Genomic DNA, 18,222 nt, shown 5'->3' with positions numbered 1-18,222 from the left:
ATTCATTGAACATGAATGATTGAAATCAAATCACGCGCATGCATAATCAGGTGTTTGACGATAGATATTCAACATTCTGAAACAATGGGATATGACACTTTTGATTGAAATATAAAGAATAAGTGAATAGAACATTATGCTTTACAACACTCTGCCTTTTGTCTATTGCACTTTTAAGGCTCCCGTAAAACCGTTCGAAAGCCAACATGTGTCGCAGCCAAATCAAACTCCTGAGGATAGCGACTGCTGTTGCGATAACGAGAACAAAAATTGGATGCACATAGAAAAGAACCGCCTTTAATGACATACTGTGTACCCGCAATACTTTGTTGACGGAGATCTGCATAATTTCCCATGTGCTGATCATGTGCGCCTTGATAAATGGATGATGTCCATTCCCACACATTCCCGATCATATCAAATAATTTAAAAGCATTGGCAGGATAACATCCCACTGGGGCTATGCCTTCAAAGTGATCTGCTTGTGTGTTGGTGAATGGAAATTCACCTTGCCAATAATTGGCTTGCGGGTGTTGATGTGCATCCTCTGGCGCTTGATGTAATGGCGTATCTGTAGTTGATCCTGCTTTTGCCGCATATTCCCATTCTTGTTCAGTAGGTAAATCACGCCCGAGCCAAACAGCATAATGTTCGGCATCATTTTTTGTAACATAACGAACAGGTTCGGCGGGTAGCGGTGCTTGTCCTTCTGCACCATTTGGACTTTTCCAGGTATAGTCCGCTTTGAGTTTCCACCAATGATGAGGCGTCTGTGTATTTGGGGAAAACACGGCAGCTTGATGCTGTTTTTCAGCGTCGGTGATATAGCCGGTTGCTTTTACAAAACTGGCGAATTGAGCGACAGTCACTTCAGTTTGGTCAATCCAGAAACTTTCAACCTGACGCTGTTTTGCTCCAAAGTTGATTTCGTCTGGATACGCTTGATTGGAACCCAGTTGAAAAGAACCTTTGGGAATCTTTACCATGCCTGCTGTTGAGTTTTGTCTCCACCCCGCGGGTAAGCCTGAATATTGTTGGCATTGCTTTAATGAACCAAGCTGAGTCAGTTGGGGGTGTTGCTGGGATGAGGGACGATCAGGTTGTACCTTACCACAGCCTGCCATAAATGACAGGCTACAGAATAAGGTGAAAATAGGCTGAAACTTCATTGAACGTTATATTCCTTGACTCCATTTTGTTGAGTGTATTTGTTATATACCTCAATAAGTTCCTGTACTTTTGCCGGGTTGTCTTGCGCCAAGTTTTTGGTTTCACCCCGATCAGTGCCCAAGTTATAGAGTTCCCATGTTCCCGTCCCTAATTCTGTTTTACCTTGTAAGGCAATTTTCCAATCTCCTAGACGCGCATATTTACTGCCATGTAACTCATCAGCAAAATTAAAATTTGCTGGACGTATCATTTGCGCTTTATTTTCAAGAACAGATTTCCAAGAGTAACCTGTCGGCGTGTTAATTTGGCGACCTTTGTATTGACCTCGTGGCACTGCAATATTGGCATAGTCCAGTACCGTTGGAAAAACATCCAGTACAGAAGCAAAACCATGATGGGTTGTTTGAGCTTTGGTCTGGTTTGGAAGTTTGACAATGGCAGGCGCAGTGGTTGCACCTTCACCGGCAGTGTCTTTCCATAAATGGAATGGTGCTGCGCTGACTTCTGCCCATCGTGGACCCACATAATGATAGGAGCTTGCCGAGCCAACATTATTCACACTGTTATCAAAACCTGATTCTGTACCATAGTTCCCCCGGATAAAGCCTTCAGCACCATTATCAGACACGAAGAAGATCAAGGTATTGTCATATAAGTGATTGCGTTTGAGATATTCAATGACACGACCAATATTTGCATCTAAATTTTCCACCATGCCTGCATAAACCTCCATCCTGCGTGCTTCAAGGGTCTTTTGTTCAGCAGAAAGTTCATTCCATTTACCATATTTTTGAGGGGCATTTTCTGTCTCAATTGGTTCGGCAGCCGTAAAATTGGCAGGAATAAGTCCAAGCTGTTTTTGTCGTGCAATACGGGCATTACGAATAGCATCGTAACCTACATCATAGACACCACGATAACGATCTCGATATTCTACAGGTGCTTGAATTGGCCAGTGTGGCGCTGTGTAAGCTGCATAAGCGAAGAAGGGTTTACCTGAATTTTTACCTGATTCTAAATAACTGATCAGCTTATCGGTAAAATAATTGGTCGAAAAGAAATCATCAGGAAGCGACGAAATTGGAACCTGTTTGCCATCTTCGGTATAGGTGGCATTGCGTTTATAGGCAGTAGGTGCTTGTTTAAAATGTAAATCCAAGCCCTGTAATAAGGTAAAGGAATGGTCAAAACCTTTGGCATGCGCATTGGTTTCAGGAGTTAAGCCCAAGTGCCATTTCCCGCTGATATAGGTGCGATATCCATTGTCTTTGAGCACCTCTGCGATTGAGAGTGAACGTTGATTTAAATAGCCCTCATATCCAGGTTGTCCTTTTAAATGTGCAGGAGTAAGTTCTGCCATAGCACCAATGCCTGCCAAGTGATGATCAGTTCCAGAGATCAATTGTGATCGAGTTGGTGAGCAGGTGGGGGCAGTATGATAATCGGTCAAAATGCGTCCTTCTCGGGTTAGCGCATCAAGATTTGGCGTATGAATTTCACCACCAAAAGCCCCTAAATCTGAATAGCCGAGATCATCCGCCATGATAAATAAAATGTTCGGTTGTTTTTGGGTTTCAACATTTGTATTGGATTCATTTGAATCACTGTCATGACAAGCTGAAATAGAAAGACTGAATAAAGCAATTGAAAGTGTTGTAAGAAGATTTTTACCAGACATACGTGTCGACTTGATTTTATAAAAATTAAGCAGAGTTTAGAGGGTTAATTTTTACGGTAAAAATAATTAAAATTCGATTGTTAATCTTAAAAAATGAAAAGACTTGAAACTCAGTTTAAAAATAAAATGAAAGAAGTCTGCACATGCCTGACCAGGCGTTAATCATTGAAAATAAGAACAGTATGCTGCTGCAATAATTTGAATGTGTTGTTGGAAAAAATATTGCCCACCGTTAAGAACAATCCTCAATAGGCGCTTTTCCCTAAAACAGTAGATTGATTGAAAAGATTTATTTTCAAAGATGAAAAAATAGGCTGTGTTGATATGTCGAATGGTGAAAATGAATCAGCAGGGTTTATTTCTTATGCTTGATGTTTTTTATTAACCTGAAGTGAATGAAGTCGTATTGAGGTTGATTGATCAGAATCTCAGAAAAAGCTTTTATAGATTCAGAGCAAAATACGACATCAGGATAAGCGACATGGAAGGAACGGTTCAAAGCAAAGAACGTATATGGAATACACGTCGACACGCCAAACAACTCAAACTAGACCTAGCCCGTAGATATACCGATGGTGTGGTTATACCTACACAGGACATCATCAAGGTTTTGGAAACTTTGATTACTCCAGGCGATCGTGTTGTGCTTGAAGGCAACAACCAAAAACAGGCTGATTTTTTATCACGCTCACTGGCACAAACCAACGCCTCGGTTTTGCATGATTTGCACATGATTATGCCTAGTGTCGGACGTCCTGAGCATTTGGATTTATTTGAAAAAGGGATTGCCCGAAAACTGGATTTTTCATTTGCAGGAACCCAGAGTTTACGCATCAGTCAGTTGATTGAAGACGGTTTATTAGAAGTCGGTGCTATTCATACCTATATCGAACTCTATTCACGCTTATTGGTTGACTTAATTCCCAATGTTGTTTTGTCAGCAGGTTTTATGGCTGACCGCCACGGCAATATATATACAGGCCCAAGTACCGAAGATTCGCCTGCTTTAATCGAACCTGCTGCATTCAGTGATGGCATTGTGATTGTTCAAGTCAATGAATTGGTTGATGACGTACAGGACTTACCCCGTGTAGATATCCCCGCATCTTGGGTAGACTTTGTCGTGGTTGCGGATAAGCCATTTTATATTGAGCCTTTGTTTACTCGTGATCCAAAACATATCAAGCCTGTACATGTATTGATGGCAATGATGGCAATTCGAGGTATTTACGAGCGCCATAATGTGCAATCACTGAATCATGGCATTGGCTTTAACACGGCTGCGATTGAATTGATTCTACCAACGTATGGTGAGTCTTTGGGACTGAAAGGCAAAATCTGCCGAAATTGGACACTCAATCCTCATCCAACACTTATTCCTGCAATCGAAACAGGCTGGGTGGAAAGTGTGCATTGCTTTGGCACTGAGTTAGGAATGGAAAAATATGTTGCTGCTCGTCCAGATATATTTTTCACAGGCCGTGATGGATCATTACGTTCCAACAGAATGATGTGTCAGCTTGCAGGGCAGTATGCCGTTGATTTATTTATTGGTGCAACCTTGCAAGTTGATGGCTCTGGACATTCTTCGACGGTGACCAAAGGGCGTTTGGCAGGATTTGGTGGTGCACCCAATATGGGACATGATCCACGTGGACGTCGACATGCCACACCGGCATGGATGGACATGCGTCCTGCTCAGGCAAATGAGACTGATACCTTTTTGGCACGTGGTAAAAAGTTGGTGGTGCAAATGGTGGAAACCTTCCAAGAAGGTGGCAAACCGACATTTGTAAATACACTTGATGCTGTGGATGTCGCGAAAAAAGCCGGAATGCCACTCGCTCCAATTATGATTTATGGTGACGATGTGACTCATTTATTGACTGAAGATGGTATTGCATACCTCTACAAAGCCAGCAGTTTACAAGAACGTCAAGACATGATTGCCGCTGTTGCAGGAGTGACTGATATTGGTCTCAATCATCATCCAAAAACGACGGAACGTTTAAGACGAGAAGGACTGGTCGCATTCCCAGAAGATCTAGGTATTCGCCGTACGGATGCTACACGTGAATTATTGGCCGCTAAAAATATTGCTGATTTAGTCACTTGGTCAGACGGTCTGTATCAACCGCCTGCAAAATTCAGGAGTTGGTAATGAATGCCTATGTTCAACCTTACTCTCGACAACAATGTGCATTATTGGCTGATTTAGCTGTAGAAGCATTGATCGCAGAAGTTAATCTAACACCAAAGCCTGCACTGGTCGATCAACGTGGCAGTGGGGCACATGATGACTTAAGCCTCGTGTTGATGGAGCAATCTGCTTATAGCTTAAGACCGATGTTTTTACAAATGGCGCAAGCTGCATTTTTGCACGCTGACTGTTTGCAAACTTTACGTGAAGTGATCGGTTCAATCGGGCGTGCTGGTGAAGCAGCAATGTTAGAGACCACACAAGGCGTAAATACGCATCGTGGCGCAATCTGGGCTTTGGGCCTTTTGGTCACAGCGACAGCGCTGGCAATACATCATCAATCTCCAATTCGTGCTTATGATTTATGTCAGCATGCTGGAAAAATTGCCAAATTAGAAGATCGTTTCATTCCTCAGCAACCGCTCAGTCATGGGCAACAGGTACAGCAAAAGCTCGGTGCAAAAGGAGCGAAAGCTCAAGCACAAGCAGGTTTTCCTGCGATTGTAGAGCATGCCTTACCTCAACTTCACTACAGCCGACAGGTATATGGCAACGAACTTGCTGCTCGTGTGGATGCATTATTGGCTCTGATGAGCATATTGGATGATACCTGTGTGCTGTACCGTGCAGGGCAAGTGGGTCTAACCCGTATGCAAAAGGGTGCACGTTATGTGCTTCGCTGTGGTGGATATGCAACGGTTGCAGGGCAATGTGCGCTGAACTTTTTGGAAATGGATTTAATGCGACTTCGTGCTTCGCCGGGTGGAGCAGCAGATTTACTTGCAGCAACCATATTTTTGGATTGGGTTGAACATCATCTTAATCAGGAAGGGAAGTAATGGAAATACACAAATTTGAATTTACTGCTGGCTCAGTGCCAAGCAAGCAGGTATTGGTGGGCTGCGTGGGTTCAGGAGACCTTGAAATTTTAATGGAACCAAATCAATCAGGAAAACTTTCAATTGCAGTAACAACTTCAGTCGATGGCAGTGCGCAACGCTGGAAAAATGTATTTGAACGTATGTTTGCTGAGCAAACTCCACCAGCGGTCCATATTGATATTCATGATTTTGGCGCAACGCCAGGGGTGGTGCGTTTACGTTTAGAGCAAGCTTTTGAGGAGGTGAACTGTGGCTGATCTAGAAACTTTACTCAGCAAGCAAAGCTTTATTGAACTGGGTGCACGTGAGCGTGCCAAAGCTTTATTGGATGCAGGGACATTTCGAGAGTTACTTGATCCGTTTTCACGAGTGATGTCACCGTGGCTGATCCAACAAAATATTGTACCGCAGGCGGATGATGGTGTCGTAGTTGCCAAGGGGCATTTAGAAGATCGTCCTGTAGTAATAGTAGCAATTGAAGGTGGTTTTCAGGGCGGAAGCTTAGGTGAAGTTGGTGGAGCAAAAATTGCCAGTGCGCTTGAGCTGGCTGTTGAAGACAATCAAAAAGGCATTCCAACTGCAGCGATTTTGTTGTTGGAGACAGGTGGTGTTCGTTTACAAGAAGCCAATCTTGGGCTTGCTGCAATTGCTGAAATTCAAGCTGCTATTGTTGCATTAAGACAGTATCAACCTGTTATTGCGGTCATAGCAGGGAGTGTTGGGTGTTTTGGTGGAATGTCAATTGCTGCTGCATTGTGTAGTTATTTGATCATGACTCAAGAAGGTCGCTTGGGATTGAATGGTCCACAAGTGATTGAACAAGAAGCGGGTGTGAATGAGTACGATTCAAAAGATCGCCCATTTATCTGGAGTATCACAGGTGGAGAACAGCGAGTAAAAACAGGTTTGGCTGATGCCTTTGTGGAAGATGATCGTGAGCAAATTAAGCAACAGATTATCGACTATTTGGCACAAGGTGTTCCGCAACTTCATCGTAGTTCAAACTACGCATTTTATTTGCCAAAACTTCAGCAGCTTGCAACAGAACAACAAGCAACTCCACAAGATGTACAAGGTGTATATCGAGGAGAACAGGTATGAATATGGATGTTCGTTCAGTGAAAGCCTCCATTCGAGGTGAACAGTGGTTTACTGCACTGAGTGCAGGTTTTCAGCAACAAACACAATATAGCCAATCTGTTTGGGTCGCTGATGGTGTGCTGGGTGATCAACCTACTCGTTTGATTGCAGTGGTTGTAAATACGGAGAATCACTTTCCTCGTGCACGTGCAGGTGAAGTTGGTTTACTGGAAGGTTGGACTCTGGCCAAAGCTGTGGATGAGGTGATTCAAGCAGATCAGCATGCTCCTCAGAAACGTGCGATTGTTGCAATTGTTGATGTACCCAGTCAGGCCTATGGCCGCCGTGAAGAGCTCTTCGGCATACATCAAGCTCTTGCAGGTGCAGTAGATAGTTATGCGCGTGCTCGGTTGGCACAGCATTCCGTGATCAGCGTGTTGGTGGGTAAATCGATGTCAGGTGCATTTTTAGCTCATGGTTATCAAGCCAATCGAATTTTTGCACTTCATGACGATGGAGTGATGGTTCATGCCATGGGGAAAGAGTCGGCAGCTCGTGTCACCCTTCGGACTGTAGAAGAGTTGGAAAAATTGGCGGCCAGTATTCCACCAATGGCGTATGACATCCAAAGCTATGCCACGCTAGGATTGTTGACAGCATCTCTTGATGTAGAAAATGCGGATCAGCCTACAGCAAATGATCTGGCCCATGTCAAACAGGTGATCACACAGGCAATCACTGACATTCAACAGCAAAAGTCGACTGGGCTGGAGCATCGTTTGAATGGTGAAAATAGACAAATGTCAAAGCGTGTTCGTGAATTAATGCGTACACAGTGGTCGATCTGATGCAGCCACAAGCACATGATCTGCTCTGGGGACTGACAGAGCAATATCTACCTCTGGATGTGCCTGAATGGGCGAATCATGTGATTCAACGTGGTGATCCAGTTGTTGTTCGTCGTGCAGTTTCTGGACAAGGAATGATTCCTGTTGGGGTTCGTGGTACGCAAAAATCCCAACGTTATGCCTTGATGATGCCTGAACAGCAAATTGAAAAATGTGTAAAGCCTGAACAACTTTGTGGACTTGGCGTTTCACAATTTCCGCAATGGGCAAGAAAAATTCTGCACTTACAAACGCAGATGAATATGCTTTTGTTGCAGTGGGGATACACAGGCAGTATGGGGTTTGAGTTAGCCACGGGGCGTAAAACCGTGACTGCACAGAGTGATCTCGATGTACTGATTCGCACACCTAAAGATTTGAGTAAAGCACAAGCTTTTGAGATCTGGGAACAATTGCAACAAACAGGCTTGCCCTTAGATGTTCAGTTACAAACACCGTTGGGGGGGGGGGGCATTAAAAGAATGGGTGAGAACAACAGGGAAGGTTCTACTTAAACGCAACCAAGGTGCAGTTTTAGTTAATAACCCGTGGCAAGGATAGGGCAAAGTCAATGAGTTCGATTTGGGTGTTTCCGGGGCAAGGTGCGCAAAAGCCCAACATGCTACATGATCTACCGCAGACAACGTCGGTGCACCAATATTTTGAGCGTGCATCCACAATTTTGGGACAGGATGTATTGCTTTTAGATCAGCAAGGAGCAATACAGTCGACTTATGCGGTACAACTTTGTCTTTATATTGCTGGTGTGGTCAGTGGACATTTATTGTCTGAACAGCAGCTTAAACCTGATTATGTTGCTGGACTTTCAATTGGTGCATGGGCAGCAGCTACAGTTGCGGAGGTGCTCAGTTTTGAAGATGGTCTAAAACTGGTTGCTCGTCGGGCAACGCTGATGCAGGACGCATACCCTACAGGATATGGAATGATGGCATTGATAAGGACAGATAAAAGCAGCGTAAGTGAATGGGTAAAGGAGGTACAGCAATATCAACCAGAGGTATATGTTGCCAATATCAACTCGGCAAACCAGATTGTGATTTCAGGCGCAGACATTGCGATGCAACAGGTGGCAGATATCGCACGTCAAAAGGGTGTGTTGGGCAAAAAGCTAAACGTAGCTGTTCCATCACATTGTGAACTGTTAAAACACCAAGCTGAAATACTTGATGCAGAGGTTAAAAAAGTTAGCACAAGTTCACCCAAAATTCGTTATTTAAGTGGAACCACTGCACGACTACTGGTGCATCAGGATCAAATTATCGACGACATCACATTTAACATGAGCAGAGTGATTGATTGGGAAAGTACCGTTCAATCTGCTTGGGAAAGAGGAGTACGCCTACACATCGAAGCATGGCCAGGAACTGTACTGACAGGTTTGGCAAAAAAAGTATTTACAGATGGAACAGTCATGTCTTTTCAAGGAACACGTTTAGATACGTTAATCGTTGAAATGCAAAAGGAACACGCACACTCGGTTTAGTCAAAAATTAAAGCGCTGAGCGGGAAAAATGTCAAAGGAAACAAGGAGTTTATCATGATTATATATGGAGTTGGTTTACTTGCACTCTGTACACTGGTTGGTGTCGTTGTAGGTGATATGTTGGGCGTATTATTTGGCGTAAAATCTAATGTCGGTGGTGTTGGTATTGCCATGATTTTACTTATCTTTATTCGTATATGGATGGAGAAGCGCGGTCTGATGACCATTGAAACTGAAAAAGGAGTGGTATTTTGGGGAACCATGTATATCCCGATAGTGGTTGCTATGGCCGCACAACAAAATGTGATTTCAGCAGTTTCAAGTGGGCATATGGCGATATTTGCAGCTATTGCCACCGTTATCGTTTGCACACTGACCATTGCAGGCTTGAGCCATTATAAAAAAGGCGAGCCTCTTCCAAAAGAAGAAGAGTTTGATTTGGCAGAGTTAGGAGGCAAAGCGCATGGCTGAAACGATTTTAGGCGGTTTAACTCATCTTGGATTAGTCACTGCATTTGCTTTGGTCGCATTGATTATGTGGCTCTCTACAAAGCTATCTAAATATTTGACCAAAGGGCGAGTACATGCATCTGCGATTGCAATCGTGATTGGTTTAATTCTGGCTTATGTCGGTGGTAGTTTGACAGGCGGTCAAAAGGGCATCACCGATATTGCACTATTTGCTGGTGTTGGTTTGATGGGCGGAGCAATGCTGCGTGACTTTGCGATTGTTGCAACTGCATTTGAAGTGCAAGCGTCAGAGGCAAAGAAAGCAGGCTTTATTGGTGTCCTCGCCTTGTTTCTCGGTACGATTCTACCATTTATCGTGGGGTGCATTTTTGCCTGGTTATTTGGTTATCGTGATGCTGTCAGTATTACCACTATTGGTGCAGGCGCAGTAACTTATATCGTTGGTCCGGTGACAGGTGCAGCGATTGGTGCAAGTTCGGAAGTCATGGCTTTATCTATTGCTACAGGTTTGGTCAAAGCAATTTGTGTAATGGTGTCTACGCCAATGACTGCTAAATTTATGGGCTTGGATAATCCTCGATCTGCGATGATTTTTGGTGGACTTGCAGGAACAGTGAGTGGTGTATCCGCAGGTTTGGCTGCAACAGATCGACGCTTGGTTCCATATGGTGCATTAACTGCAACTTTCCATACGGGATTAGGTTGTTTGATGGGACCTACCATTCTATTCTTATGTGTCAAACTACTGGTTGGTTAAAATCCACCCTGTAGAATAAAAAAAGGCAATTCTCCTGACAGGGTGAGCTGCCTTTATTTTTTTAATGTCGCAGCTTTTTGGTAAACATACGGCATTCAGCGATCAAAGCCAGTAAATTTGGATCACGTTCTTTGCTTTTTAAAAAGACCAATCCAATCTCTTGTTTAATTTTATAAATGGGGTGTAGTGGGATCAGTTTGACTGAACTTTCATAGATGGTCGAAATACGCCCCGGCAGTAAAGCAAATCCCACCCCTGAACTGACCATGCTGATCAAGGTGAAAATATCGCTGACTTCTAGGAAAACTTTTGGGTCAATGCCTGCTTTCTCAAAAATAACATCACTGTCACTACGTGTAGCAAAGCCCTTGGCGAGGGTTAAAAAAGTTTCATTTTTAAGCAGACTTAAATCAATTTCTGGATATTCGGCATAGGCTGAATTTTTATTGACTGCTAAAAATATTTCATCTTCAAACATCGGTAAATGTTCAAAAGCTTGATCTTGTGTCGTCTCATTGAGTGCAACAATAATCGCATCCAATTCCGTCGCTTTAAGTTTTTTAACCAAGTCACGATTGGAACTTAATAACAGTTGAATATCCAGTTCACCACGGCGGAGTTTTAACCCACTGATCACACTTGGTAAAGTATTAACCGTTAATGAATAGAGTGAGCCTAGATTGAGGACTTTAGCGGCAAAGCCTGCTGCCTCACGAGTTTTGTTTACTGTTGTGACAATGTCTTGAACAATTTTTTGTGCATGTTCCTCTAACACATAGGCGCTTTTTAATGGAATCAGGAGACGACCTTCATTTTTAAACAGAGGGCAATGCAGTACGCTTTCTAAAGAATGTAGGGCTTTATGTACACTGACATTACTGAGGTCCATTTCAGCAGCGGTCTTAGATAAACTTCCACAGCGCATAAAAGCAAGAAATATCTGGATTTTTTTTAAGGTCAATTCTTCATCAATTTTCATTTCACACATCCATTTTTTGTTGAATATTATAAATAAAATTGAGTGTTAAAGATGTGTTTGGATATGACAAAAATACAAATTTTCGTACATTAAAAAACGATGCAACATCGAATAGATTTTTAAAAAATGTATGATTTTAGAGGGGGGAGATGAATGATTAAACATAAGGCGTTAGAATCACAGTTTTCCCAAAGAAAAGAATGAAATTTTACGTTTTTAAAGGGGCTTTTTCTTTTATTTTAAATTGCTTATGTAACTGAGCTTTGAGAAAAACTCAACAATGTTATTGAAATAATATAGACAGGTCTGTATAGATTTTGTCGCCATTTTTTAGTACACTAGATCACAATCTAAAATCAAACAATAAACCATGTCTAACAATATTTATGTTGCTCTAGAGCAGTTGGGACTTACGGCACAAAAACGTGCCATACATGCACAGTTCAGTAATAATGATCTTAATAATCAAGTCTTTCTTCAGCGGGTTGATGGGACACATGCCATCAATGAGGGCGTTGATTTACAACTGATCTGTCTTTCAATGAATGGGGCAATACCATTAAAACAGTTTATCGGGTCTCAAGTCGCGATTGATATTGTGAATGATCGGTCTGAGTTGAATCGAATTTCAGGTATTGTGACCAAAGCTGAGGTGGGAGCCTCTGATGGTGCATTAACAATTTATCGTCTCAAGGTTGAAGATCCTACTGCACTATGGAAACAGCGTAGAAACTCTAGAGTGTTTATGGCGAAATCGGCTGTTGAGGTCATTCAAACTGTATTTCAGGAGTGGATGCAACGTAGCCCGCTGTTTGCTTCAAGCCTCACTTTAGATAAGAGCGGACTGACCAAAGATTATGATGTCCGTCCATTCCTCATGCAGGCATCTGAAAGCGATTTCGACTTTCTAACACGTTTGATGAGAAGTGAGGGCATCAACTGGCTGATTGATGAAGCACAGCTCAAAGTGTCGAATACAACAGAACAAATCCAAGCACAAAAGTTAAGATTAATCGATGACAACACGCAATTTAGTGCCTTAGAACGCAGTAGCATCCGTTTTAATCGCAGCTCAGCTGTAGAAAAGAGCGATTCAATCACCAATTTTACTGGACAACGTTCACTTCAACCGACTTCAGTACATATCCAGCGTTGGCAAGCTGATGTATTGGATACGGATGAAGGTGCAGGCAGTGTCCAAAGCAAACACAGCCATAGTGAAAACTATGACAATGCCAGTTTAGGTTTGGAACAAGCATGGCACTTTAGCCCTGCATGGATACAAGATCTCAATGGTGAAGATGGGGTAACGCCATCGGGCAACAGTCAGGTTGAGCGGTTTAACCAAAACCTCAGTAATTACTATGATGCTCAAGCCAAACAGTTTACTGCTGTATCGACAGTACGAGATACACAGGTAGGCTATTGGTTTGAATTTAACGAACACCCTGAGATTGACCAACATTCAGGAGCAGACAAAGAGTTCTTAATCACTGCAAAGGACTTTTACAATCAAAATAATCTCCCCAAAGACCTAAGTGATCAAGTGAGTGCTTTGTTGAAACAAAGCAACTGGAAAACAAGCAGTATCAGCACACAGAATAGCGATGAACGCCAAGCCAATATACTGACCGTACAACGACGCAATATTGCGATTGTCCCTGAATACAATCCATTAAAACATCGCCCGATGGCATCACCGCAACGTGCCAAAGTGGTTGGACCGAGTGGGGAAGAAATCCATGTGGATGAATGGGGGCGCATCAAAGTTCGCTTCCTGTTTACCCGTAATGAAGACAACACGTATGATGGTGGAGCAGGTTCTAACGACAATGACACTGACTCGGCTTGGGTCGATGTCTTGACGCCATGGGCAGGTGAAGGCTATGGAGCACGCTTTTTACCGCGTATTGGAGAGATTGTCGTCATCGACTTCTTTGATGGCAACATTGACCGACCATTTGTGGTGGGTCGAATCCATGAAGGACAACGAAGCCCGACCAAGTTTGATGGTAAAGGCAAACTGCCTGATACCAAGAAATTAGCAGGAATTAAAAGTAAGGAATATCAGGGTAGCGGCTATAACCAACTCAGATTTGATGATACTAAAGGGCAACTTAGCAGTCAGTTACAGAGTAGCCATGGCGCCAGTCAACTGAATCTTGGAAAGCTCAGCCATCCAAAATATCAAGCAGAAAGTGATGATCGTGGTGAGGGTTTTGAATTACGTACAGACCAATGGGGTGCAGTACGTGCAGGGCAAGGTTTACTGATTTCGACCTATGCCCAAGACCAAGCCAAAGGTGATCATTTAGATGTCGCTGGAACAAAATCGCAGCTAGAATCGAGTCTGAATAATTCAAAAGCTTTAAGTGAAGTCGCTAAAAACCAACAAACTGATCCTTTGGAAATGTTGGATGGTCTAAAACAGTTTATTGAGCAAATCGAACAAGAAAGCGAAACCAAAGCAAAAGCATTTAAACAAGCGTTAATGATTTTAACTTCACCTAACTCTATTGGTTTAGCAAGCAATGAAGATGTTCATCTTTCAGCAGATGGGCAAATCAATCATAGTGCTGGTGATAGCATTAACTTCAGTACTCAGAAATCACTCATTGGTCATGCAAGTTCAAAGATCAGTTTGTTTGCAGCGCAAGAGGGTGCAAGACTTTATGCCGGTAAAGGTAAAGTTGAGATCCAAGCCCAAGGGGATGGTGCAGATTTGATTGCTCGCAAAGGTATCCAAATCATTTCTACTGAAGATACTGTGTATATCATGAGTCCAAAGGAAATTAAGTTGACTAGTGATGGCTCTGAATTAAAGATTAATGGTTCTGGTGTGTTTGCGACGACGGGTGGTTTATTTGAGGTCAAATCAGGACAACAGAAACTGACTTCACCAGCTTCAGTAAACCCACCTGCACTAGATTTACCTAATTGCTCTACAAAACAAGGACAAGCTGCTCAAGATGGATCAGCAAAGGTGATCTTATGATGAGTGAAAATTATTTACAACGTGCAATTGAACCTAATGAACTTTATTCAGTTGAAGCAATTTATCAAAAAATGCAGGTAGTATTTCAGCAGCATGAACGGCTGTTGGTATTGGTGGATGAAACGCTTGCACCGCGCATTTTCGACGATTTAAAAAAGAATTTGAGGAGCGACAAGATCATTTATATCCCTTTGGCAAAAGGTAATGGATATAAGGATACGCCTCTATTTTTTATTGAAATAACAGATGAAAAAATATTAAAAGACATCGGATTACAACTTGCTGAGCATTTGTTTCATAATTTTGATATTAGCAACAATGAATATCTCGTATATGGTTTTGGGACTTCTGATTATGAAAGTGATGAACTGAATCGAAAGTTTAAAGCAAGTTTAGTATTACAAGATATTGAATCTAAAATATTATTTCGATGGTATGATCCTCGGGTCATGATTTATTTGGATCAAATTTTTAATGAACCACAAATGAATAGTTTATTGGGGAATTTTAACCAATGGCACTTTATTCACCCTACTGGGTATTATCAGTGGGATAATATTGCACAGAAAAACTTAGTGCGTAAAACGATCAATAAGATTAGTGCACGGCAATCTTTAGCTTTAGATTTGATTGAAATCAGTAACATTGTATTTAAAAGTGCATATCAGTTAGAACAAATTGACAACAACAAGCTGAAAATACAAAAGATTTTAAAAAATTTATATCAAGCACATGAGCATTACCATATTACAAAATATACAGATTTAGTGAGTTACGGATTATACGCAGAGGTACTTGGGCAAAGTTTTATGCAACATCCTTATATACAAAAGGTATTGCAAAAATATTTGCACACTGAACCTGAAAAATACGATTTTACTGAAGCAATGAACTTTGTTGCTGAAGATTCTTGGACATTGATTAAAACAGAAATAATTGAATAAGGAGAATAATATGGGTGGCGATAAAGAAGCTTTTGCACGTAAAAAAGAAGAAGAAAGAAATCAAAGTCAAACAAAAGCAGTAGTTGCTGGTGCAAACACTATTACAATGGTTGCACAAACTGCAACTCCCAATAATAAGCAAACAGCTGAAGCAAAGAATTCTGGTAAAACCTGTCCAAATTTTTGTCGTAATAAAGGGTTTCATATTTTACCTGTGAGATACACTGTCTCAACAGTTGCACCAGCATTACTAGACACATTAGGAAAAAATGTAAAAGAAATACCATTATCAAATTTTAAATATACTGTAGAAATGGTAAATACAGGCTATATCTATAGCTTAGTGAAGAGGGCTAAAGGACCACAAATATGGTCTGGTTATATTGTTAATGATAAAGGGTATTTATCATATTTTAATCCTGTTAAAGATGCTGCACCCTCAGTTGCGCCAGACTTTGGTTGTAATGTTGGCGAACATATTATTAAGGCATCTTTAGTCACAGTTGAAGAAATTCCTAACAATCCTGCATTACATACTTATCTTCTTTATACGCATGCTCCGTTATCTAAAGCTAAACTTGAAGAGTATATGAAGAATGCTGAAGCTTATGTTTCACAGGGGAAATGGCAAAAATTTGAAGTATCAAAATGGAGAAATGGCACAATAAGTCAAACCCATAGCTTTAGTATTAAACAGGTTGATGTAATCAATAATAAAAAAAGTTATGGTACAAGGTTATTGGATACACAGAAAAGATTTGCAGACTTTAATTTAAGTATTGCGTGTATGGCACTTTATGATCCAATTAAAATTACAACAAAAATTAATGAAATTAGAAATTCACAATTTAAAGAGCTAATGAGCTTTTTGGCTGAAAAGGATAACAATAATATTACCAATGAACATCGCTTAAATTCATCAAACTCTATTGATAGTTTGAAATTAATTTTAGAAAAAGGATTAATTAATCAAGCATTAAATAGTGATGTATTGAAAGATGAAAAGTTAGTTAAATATTTATATGCTAAAGATAAAATTCCTAAATATGCGACAAATATAGACCAGCGTGAATATCAAAAAAGAATGGATGAACTATGGGAAAAAGCTTCAAATGCAGAAAAGCAAAAAGTTTTGGATGATTATAATAAAAAGTTTGAACCTCAAAAGCTAAAAGATAAAATTCAAGTTGCATCTAAAGCTAAAGCTGAACTTGTTTGGAACGAGAAATATAAACCTAAGATAGATTGGAACAGTAAAAAAAGCTTTGATTTAAAAGTTAAGCAGTTGACAGAATCAGGTAAAGCAAATGCAATGAAATATGCAAATGATCATATAAATTGGTTGAAGTCAAATGCCTTATTACAAGCTTTGCATGCATATGACCAAAATGAAGTTAAAGAGTATGGCTTTTTATTTCATACTCATGTTATGGCAATGTTACATGGAATGTCGGGCTTTGATGTAGGTCAGGCATTATTGGAAGAATGGTTAAGCGCTGCAAAAGTAGATTATAAAAATTTATATTATAGAGCTGTTTGCTATAACCAAAAGAGTCTAATTGAAAAGTTCAATAATTGCGCTCCTTCATTGATGACACTGACTTGGGATCAGTCTCAAGGAACGTTAAAAAATACAATTGCTACATTTGTTGCATTTGATCAATTATGGGATGAATGGCTGACAACGGGCAAATATAAAGTTGATGAGTTAAAATGGTATAATCCAGCAAAATCTGTTTACTGGATTTCTGAAATAACGAGAACTGTTACTAAGTGGTCATTACAATATAATCTTAATTCAAAAATGGCTGCTGGGCTTGCTAAAATCTCGTTTATTGCTTATGCACATGGATCTTTATTGACAAATAAAGTACCAAAATGGTCGTTACTTTATAATGTAGATTTACGCAATGCTAATGCAGCAAATCGCTTGAATGCGACTGAAATCCAAAAGACTTGGAAAAAAGTAGAAGAAAATACTGCTGCAAAGAAAATCAAAGAAATACTGAATCAATCACCAGAAAGTGGGAAAATACGTATTTCCAGTATTGTTGCTTTATTTGAATTGATCAATCTAGCAACTCAAAGTAATAAGTTTATGGCGGAAAAGAATTGGGAAAATGGTTTTCAGATTACAGCAGGATTATTTGCATCTACAGCAGTTGTACTCGATATTGCTGGTGGCGGAATGGAAGCCTTAAGTTTTGCTGACAAAGCTAATAAAATCCGATTATGCGGCGGTATTTTTGCTGTAACTGGGGCTGCATTTAGTTTTTTTGCGGATTCTACTGCACTGGGAAAAGAAATGACAGGTGATAAAAACCCATGGTTAAGTGCTTTATTGATCTCAAAGTTATTAGTTTCTCTAGGTATGTTTTTGGTTGGTTTTGGTATGTTAATACGAATTCCAATTTTACATTCTAAATTATTGTCTGAGGGTGCTAATAAAGCTTTAATAGCAAGATTTTTAACTAATAATGTCATTAAATATGCAGCACGTTTAAACTTTATTGGTTTAGGCATAGCAATAATTGAAATTGTTTTAAAAACATGGTTTATACCTAACGATGTGCAAAAATGGTGTACAAAAACAGTTTTTGGAGTAGGTGAGAAAAAATATAAAACAGTAAAAGAGGAAGATGATGAATTTGTTAAAGCATTAGAGAGTATTTAAAA

General features: G+C 40.7%; 14 protein-coding genes and 1 pseudogene. 12 read left to right on the top strand and 3 right to left on the bottom strand.

Annotated elements, in window-relative coordinates; genetic code table 11:
- Positions 1–173: 173 nt before the first annotated feature.
- Positions 174–1,169: an SUMF1/EgtB/PvdO family nonheme iron enzyme gene (locus IMO47_RS19040; RefSeq protein ID WP_198426931.1), complete on the bottom strand. Its 996-nt coding sequence runs from the start codon at positions 1,167–1,169 to the stop codon at positions 174–176.
- A complete protein-coding gene (locus tag IMO47_RS19035; protein WP_196074861.1) occupies positions 1,166–2,848 on the bottom strand; it encodes an arylsulfatase in 1,683 nt (560 codons plus the stop codon). Before IMO47_RS19035 ends, IMO47_RS19040 begins: the two co-directional genes overlap by 4 nt.
- A 481-nt stretch (positions 2,849–3,329) precedes the next feature.
- On the opposite strand from IMO47_RS19035, the gene mdcA reads away from it, so the two are divergent.
- From mdcA to madM, 9 genes and pseudogenes are all read left to right on the top strand, one after another.
- The gene (mdcA, locus tag IMO47_RS19030; RefSeq protein WP_196074860.1) at positions 3,330–5,009 is read left to right on the top strand and encodes a malonate decarboxylase subunit alpha; all 1,680 of its coding nucleotides are present in this window, start codon (positions 3,330–3,332) and stop codon (positions 5,007–5,009) included.
- Entirely contained in the window at positions 5,009–5,887 is an 879-nt protein-coding gene (locus IMO47_RS19025; protein ID WP_196074859.1) for a triphosphoribosyl-dephospho-CoA synthase, read from the top strand. The genes mdcA and IMO47_RS19025 overlap by 1 nt, the downstream gene beginning before the upstream one ends.
- On the top strand, positions 5,887–6,186 hold the full coding sequence (locus IMO47_RS19020) for a malonate decarboxylase subunit delta (protein ID WP_196074858.1): 300 nt from the start codon (positions 5,887–5,889) through the stop codon (positions 6,184–6,186). The genes IMO47_RS19025 and IMO47_RS19020 overlap by 1 nt, the downstream gene beginning before the upstream one ends.
- Entirely contained in the window at positions 6,179–7,030 is an 852-nt protein-coding gene (locus tag IMO47_RS19015; RefSeq protein WP_196074857.1) for a biotin-independent malonate decarboxylase subunit beta, read from the top strand. Before IMO47_RS19020 ends, IMO47_RS19015 begins: the two co-directional genes overlap by 8 nt.
- On the top strand, positions 7,027–7,857 hold the full coding sequence (gene mdcE / locus IMO47_RS19010; protein ID WP_196074856.1) for a biotin-independent malonate decarboxylase subunit gamma: 831 nt from the start codon (positions 7,027–7,029) through the stop codon (positions 7,855–7,857). The genes IMO47_RS19015 and mdcE overlap by 4 nt, the downstream gene beginning before the upstream one ends.
- Positions 7,857–8,457 (top strand): annotated as a pseudogene (locus IMO47_RS19005) (malonate decarboxylase holo-ACP synthase). The gene mdcE and the pseudogene IMO47_RS19005 overlap by 1 nt, the downstream one beginning before the upstream one ends.
- A gap of 10 nt (positions 8,458–8,467) precedes the next feature.
- Complete coding sequence (mdcH, locus tag IMO47_RS19000; RefSeq protein WP_196074855.1) at positions 8,468–9,400, top strand: malonate decarboxylase subunit epsilon; 933 nt, start codon at positions 8,468–8,470, stop codon at positions 9,398–9,400.
- A gap of 54 nt (positions 9,401–9,454) precedes the next feature.
- Complete coding sequence (gene madL, locus IMO47_RS18995) at positions 9,455–9,871, top strand: malonate transporter subunit MadL (protein ID WP_196074854.1); 417 nt, start codon at positions 9,455–9,457, stop codon at positions 9,869–9,871.
- Positions 9,864–10,628 carry a malonate transporter subunit MadM gene (gene madM, locus IMO47_RS18990; protein WP_196074853.1) on the top strand — a complete coding sequence of 255 codons (765 nt, stop codon included), beginning with the start codon at positions 9,864–9,866 and terminating at the stop codon, positions 10,626–10,628. Before madL ends, madM begins: the two co-directional genes overlap by 8 nt.
- A gap of 61 nt (positions 10,629–10,689) precedes the next feature.
- On the opposite strand, the gene IMO47_RS18985 is transcribed toward madM, so the two are convergent.
- On the bottom strand, positions 10,690–11,607 hold the full coding sequence (locus IMO47_RS18985; protein ID WP_196074852.1) for a LysR substrate-binding domain-containing protein: 918 nt from the start codon (positions 11,605–11,607) through the stop codon (positions 10,690–10,692).
- Positions 11,608–11,977: 370 nt separating this feature from the next.
- On the opposite strand from IMO47_RS18985, the gene IMO47_RS18980 reads away from it, so the two are divergent.
- Genes IMO47_RS18980 through IMO47_RS18970 form a run of 3 tightly spaced genes read left to right on the top strand, consistent with a single transcriptional unit; the run spans position 11,978 to position 18,220 of the window.
- Positions 11,978–14,602, top strand: coding sequence for a type VI secretion system Vgr family protein (locus tag IMO47_RS18980; protein ID WP_196074851.1), 2,625 nt, complete (start codon positions 11,978–11,980; stop codon positions 14,600–14,602).
- Entirely contained in the window at positions 14,599–15,546 is a 948-nt protein-coding gene (locus IMO47_RS18975) for a hypothetical protein (protein WP_196074850.1), read from the top strand. The genes IMO47_RS18980 and IMO47_RS18975 overlap by 4 nt, the downstream gene beginning before the upstream one ends.
- A gap of 10 nt (positions 15,547–15,556) precedes the next feature.
- Positions 15,557–18,220, top strand: coding sequence for a T6SS effector BTH_I2691 family protein (locus tag IMO47_RS18970; protein WP_227552240.1), 2,664 nt, complete (start codon positions 15,557–15,559; stop codon positions 18,218–18,220).
- The last annotated feature ends 2 nt before the right edge of the window (positions 18,221–18,222 follow it).

Origin of the sequence: Acinetobacter sp. Res13-Abat-PEC15-P4-01 (assembly GCF_015676285.1) — a bacterium.
In the GTDB taxonomy this organism is placed as follows: domain Bacteria; phylum Pseudomonadota; class Gammaproteobacteria; order Pseudomonadales; family Moraxellaceae; genus Acinetobacter; species Acinetobacter nematophilus.
The sequence above is the reverse complement of the archived record's forward strand: the minus strand, read 5'-3'. Positions and strand labels throughout refer to the sequence as shown.

What these genes read in the sequence shown, in the direction of transcription:
- madL (WP_196074854.1), top strand. Translation starts at nt 9,455, where the DNA reads ATGATTATATATGGAGTTGGTTTACTTGCACTCTGTACACTGGTTGGT.
- IMO47_RS18985 (WP_196074852.1), bottom strand. Translation starts at nt 11,607, where the DNA reads ATGAAAATTGATGAAGAATTGACCTTAAAAAAAATCCAGATATTTCTT.
- mdcA (WP_196074860.1), top strand. Translation starts at nt 3,330, where the DNA reads ATGGAAGGAACGGTTCAAAGCAAAGAACGTATATGGAATACACGTCGA.
- IMO47_RS18975 (WP_196074850.1), top strand. Translation starts at nt 14,599, where the DNA reads ATGATGAGTGAAAATTATTTACAACGTGCAATTGAACCTAATGAACTT.
- IMO47_RS19025 (WP_196074859.1), top strand. Translation starts at nt 5,009, where the DNA reads ATGAATGCCTATGTTCAACCTTACTCTCGACAACAATGTGCATTATTG.
- IMO47_RS18980 (WP_196074851.1), top strand. Translation starts at nt 11,978, where the DNA reads ATGTCTAACAATATTTATGTTGCTCTAGAGCAGTTGGGACTTACGGCA.
- IMO47_RS19035 (WP_196074861.1), bottom strand. Translation starts at nt 2,848, where the DNA reads ATGTCTGGTAAAAATCTTCTTACAACACTTTCAATTGCTTTATTCAGT.
- madM (WP_196074853.1), top strand. Translation starts at nt 9,864, where the DNA reads ATGGCTGAAACGATTTTAGGCGGTTTAACTCATCTTGGATTAGTCACT.
- IMO47_RS18970 (WP_227552240.1), top strand. Translation starts at nt 15,557, where the DNA reads ATGGGTGGCGATAAAGAAGCTTTTGCACGTAAAAAAGAAGAAGAAAGA.
- IMO47_RS19040 (WP_198426931.1), bottom strand. Translation starts at nt 1,169, where the DNA reads ATGAAGTTTCAGCCTATTTTCACCTTATTCTGTAGCCTGTCATTTATG.
- mdcH (WP_196074855.1), top strand. Translation starts at nt 8,468, where the DNA reads ATGAGTTCGATTTGGGTGTTTCCGGGGCAAGGTGCGCAAAAGCCCAAC.
- mdcE (WP_196074856.1), top strand. Translation starts at nt 7,027, where the DNA reads ATGAATATGGATGTTCGTTCAGTGAAAGCCTCCATTCGAGGTGAACAG.
- IMO47_RS19020 (WP_196074858.1), top strand. Translation starts at nt 5,887, where the DNA reads ATGGAAATACACAAATTTGAATTTACTGCTGGCTCAGTGCCAAGCAAG.